Annotated in this window: 5 protein-coding genes; all 5 read left to right on the plus strand. The window is 58.3% G+C overall.

Annotation, left to right across the window (positions count from 1 at the left end; all coding sequences use genetic code 11):
* The coding region (locus I4W09_RS10150; RefSeq protein ID WP_268865652.1) for a sugar phosphate nucleotidyltransferase at nt 1-402 on the plus strand (402 nt) is incomplete at its 5' end.
* Nucleotides 403-497: 95 nt separating this feature from the next.
* Nucleotides 498-935: a DUF4869 domain-containing protein gene (locus I4W09_RS10155; RefSeq protein WP_117767274.1), complete on the plus strand. Its 438-nt coding sequence runs from the start codon at nt 498-500 to the stop codon at nt 933-935.
* Nucleotides 936-944: 9 nt separating this feature from the next.
* Complete coding sequence (locus I4W09_RS10160; RefSeq protein ID WP_196034069.1) at nt 945-1,919, plus strand: hypothetical protein; 975 nt, start codon at nt 945-947, stop codon at nt 1,917-1,919.
* A 75-nt stretch (nt 1,920-1,994) separates the two neighbouring features.
* Nucleotides 1,995-3,014, plus strand: coding sequence for a dTDP-glucose 4,6-dehydratase (gene rfbB / locus I4W09_RS10165; protein ID WP_196034071.1), 1,020 nt, complete (start codon nt 1,995-1,997; stop codon nt 3,012-3,014).
* A 121-nt stretch (nt 3,015-3,135) separates the two neighbouring features.
* On the plus strand, nt 3,136-3,539 hold a 404-nt coding region (locus tag I4W09_RS10170; protein ID WP_230318778.1), incomplete at its 3' end, for a dTDP-4-dehydrorhamnose 3,5-epimerase family protein.

The raw sequence follows: 3,539 nt of genomic DNA on the forward strand, positions 1-3,539 counted from the left end.
AAGAGCTCCTACGCCGTCACCGGCCTGTACTTCTACCCGGGCGACGTGGCCGCCAAGGCCCACGAGGTCAAGCCGTCGGCCCGCGGCGAGCTCGAGATCACCACGCTCAACCAGATGTACCTGGAGGAGGGGACGCTGTCCGTCGTCACCCTCGGCCGTGGCTACGCGTGGCTGGACACCGGCACCATGGAGAGCCTGCACGAGGCCGCGGAGTTCGTCCGCGCCGTGGAGCACTCCCAGGACCTTCCCGTGTCCGTCCCCGAGGAGATCGCCTGGGAGAACGGCTGGATCACCACCGCCGAGCTTGAGGAGGCCGCGAAGGCCTACGGCAAGTCGGTCTACGGCCGGCACCTGAAGAAGGTCGCCGCCGGCGAGATCGTCAACAGCCCGCGCGAGTACTAGCGCAAGCTTGTTTTCTTTTAGGGGTCACCGTTTATCTGGTGGCCCCTTTCGTTATGATTACGTTGACCATAAAGACAATATGATTGGGAGTGGATGTGTTAAGCGTCTACTTTGGCGATATGCCAGAAGCGATTTACAACACAGCGACATATTTCAAAAACTCTTACCGGTCTTCTTGGATTACGGATCCCTATGCAGTCTCGATAATTAAAGATGTTGATCGATCGGATGTTGTCTCCGAAAACGTCATCGAAAGCCCTGTGCTTGGATCCATCTCCCCACTCCAGCTTTCTGGTGGCGTGAAAACGCTGCTGCTTATGAGATTTGATCGTAAGCAAATTTTTAACGCTTCTACCTGTGGTGACAACTGTGCCAAGTGGATTCTCGACATGGCGAAAGACCGCAAGCTCGTTGTGAATCTCTATCATGTGATGGACTTTGGTCGCGAGGATTTTAAAATTAAAGTCGTGAATAGTGGCCGAATCGTTCACAACATGGCCGAATTGATTCACGAGTCGATTCCGTATCTGTAGGTACTGCTTATGAACGGTTCGCATCTCGTTAAGATTTCCCGCCGCAGGGGAACTAAGTACACATTTACCATCAAGCGGAACATCACTATTGTGCGTGGCGATAGTGGCACGGGTAAGACGACACTGTTTGACATGGTCGCAGACTACATGCGAACGGGCGAGCAGTCGGGCGTTTCCTTGCAATGCGATTGTCCCTGTGTCGCCCTGACCGATTATGATTGGCGAAACCAGCTTTCGTCCGTTCATGACTCGATTGTATTTGTCGATGAGGGCTTAAAAGAGATCCATTCTGATGAGTTTGCCCATCATGTGCTGTATTCCTCGAATTATTTCGTGCTGATCTCAAGGGCTGATTTCCCCAATCTTCCGTATAGCGTGGATGAGATTTACAAGATTAAGACGAGCGGAAAATACCATTCTTTCGTCCCTGTTTATCAAGATCGCGGGAATCATCGTTATGCTATTTCCCGGTCGGCGCCAAAACAGGACTTTTCTATCCTTCTATGCGAGGACAGTAAGTCTGGTTTCCAGTTCTTTGAACGGCATTTCGCTGACAGTGAGCTTACCTGTACTTCGGCCATGACGAACAGCGCGATTTTGGGCTGGTTGGATCAGCATCTCGACGATCGCGTGTTTGTTGTCGCGGACGGGGCGGCATTTGGGTGCTATGCGGACCGCGTCCTTAAGCTGCAAGACATTCACCGCGATACTGTTACGGTTTGTCTTCCCGAATCATTCGAGTGGCTTCTACTGAGCTCCGGCGTATTTTCAGAGCTAGATGTTAAGACGGTTTTGGAAACCCCAGAAGCCTTTGTAAACAGTGAGAAGTTTAAAAGCTGGGAGGATTTCTTCTATAAGTACTTACGTGAAATAACTGGGGATTCGGTTTTTCACTACGACAAAGACTGCATTTCGGAGGCGTTTTGTACAGGAGGTAATTCTGCGAAGGTTATGGCTCTTATCGCATGCCGAAATGTCCGATAGTTTTGTTGAATAGCGTCGCGGCGTCACTTCCTGCGGCATACTAAAGAAGCTGTACATGCTTCAGATTGGATTTTCATGTCTGAGATCTTCGAACCCAAGAACATCATCGTCACGGGCGGCTGCGGCTTCATCGGCAGCAACTTCGTGCACTACGTGGTCAACAACCACCCCGGGGTGCACGTGACCGTCCTGGACAAGCTGACCTACGCCGGCAACCCCGAGAACATCGCGGGGCTGCCGACGGACCGCGTGGAGCTCGTCGTCGGCGACATCTGCGACGCTGGGCTGCTCGATGAATTGGTCCCCGGCCACGACGCGATCGTCCACTACGCCGCCGAGAGCCACAACGACAACTCCATCGCCGACCCTGAGCCGTTCCTGCGCACCAACGTGGAGGGCACCTTCCGCCTGCTGGAGGCCGTCCGCAAGCACGGCGTCCGCTACCACCACGTCTCCACCGACGAGGTCTACGGCGACCTGGCGCTCGACGACCCGGCGAAGTTCACCGAGGAGACGCCGTATCACCCGTCCTCGCCGTACTCGAGCACCAAGGCCAGCTCCGACATGCTCGTGCGCGCGTGGACCCGCACCTACGGCCTCCGCACCACGATCTCCAACTGCTCCAACAACTACGGCCCCTACCAGCACGTGGAGAAGTTCATCCCCAGGCAGATCACGAACATCATCGACGGCGTCCGCCCCAAGCTCTACGGCCGCGGCGAGAACGTCCGCGACTGGATCCACACCGAGGACCACTCCTCTGCCGTCTGGGACATCCTCACCAAGGGCCGCATGGGGGAGACCTACCTCATCGGCGCCGACGGCGAGAGGAACAACATCACCGTCCTGCGCATGATTCTCGAGGCCATGGGCCGCGACCCCGAGGACTTCGACTGGGTCGCCGACCGCCCCGGCCACGACCGCCGCTACGCCATCGACTCCACCAAGCTCCAGCGCGAGCTGGGCTGGAGGCCGGCCCACACCGACTTCGCCGAGGGGCTCAAGCGGACCATCGACTGGTACGTCGCCAACGAGTCCTGGTGGCGCCCCGCCAAGGAGGCCACCGAGGCCCGCTACCGCGCACAGGGCCAGTAAGACTGCATTCCGGCGAACCGCACCGCGGGGCGCCCGCGCGGGGCCGCAGGGCATGGGGATGATCCTGCGTCCCCGCGCGGGCGCCCGCAACCTGAACCTCTTCGATAGGAGCTTTTCCCACATGGCAGACATCGCATTCGAGAAGGACCTCTCCGTCGCCGAGACCGGCATCGGGGGCCTGAAGGTCGTCGACCTCGCCGTCCACGGCGACTCGCGCGGCTGGTTCAAGGAGAACTGGCAGCGCGCCAAGATGACCGCCCTGGGCATCCCGGACCTCCGCGTCGTCCAGAACAACATCTCCTACAACGACAGCCGCGGCGTCACCCGCGGCATCCACGCCGAGCCCTGGGACAAGTTCATCTCGGTGGCCCGCGGCAGCGTATTCGGCGCCTGGGTGGACCTGCGCGAGGGCAGCGCCACCTACGGGAAGGTGTTCACCTGCACCCTGGACCCGTCCAGGGCCATCTACGTCCCGCGCGGCGTGGGCAACTCCTTCCAGGCCCTGGAGGACGGCACCGCCTACAC

It is taken from the genome of Collinsella aerofaciens (genome assembly GCF_015670795.1).
In the GTDB taxonomy this organism is placed as follows: domain Bacteria; phylum Actinomycetota; class Coriobacteriia; order Coriobacteriales; family Coriobacteriaceae; genus Collinsella; species Collinsella aerofaciens_Q.

Bases quoted from the DNA above. Each gene is read 5' to 3' on its own strand.
- rfbB (WP_196034071.1), top strand. From the start codon at position 1,995: ATGTCTGAGATCTTCGAACCCAAGAACATCATCGTCACGGGCGGCTGC.
- I4W09_RS10160 (WP_196034069.1), top strand. From the start codon at position 945: ATGAACGGTTCGCATCTCGTTAAGATTTCCCGCCGCAGGGGAACTAAG.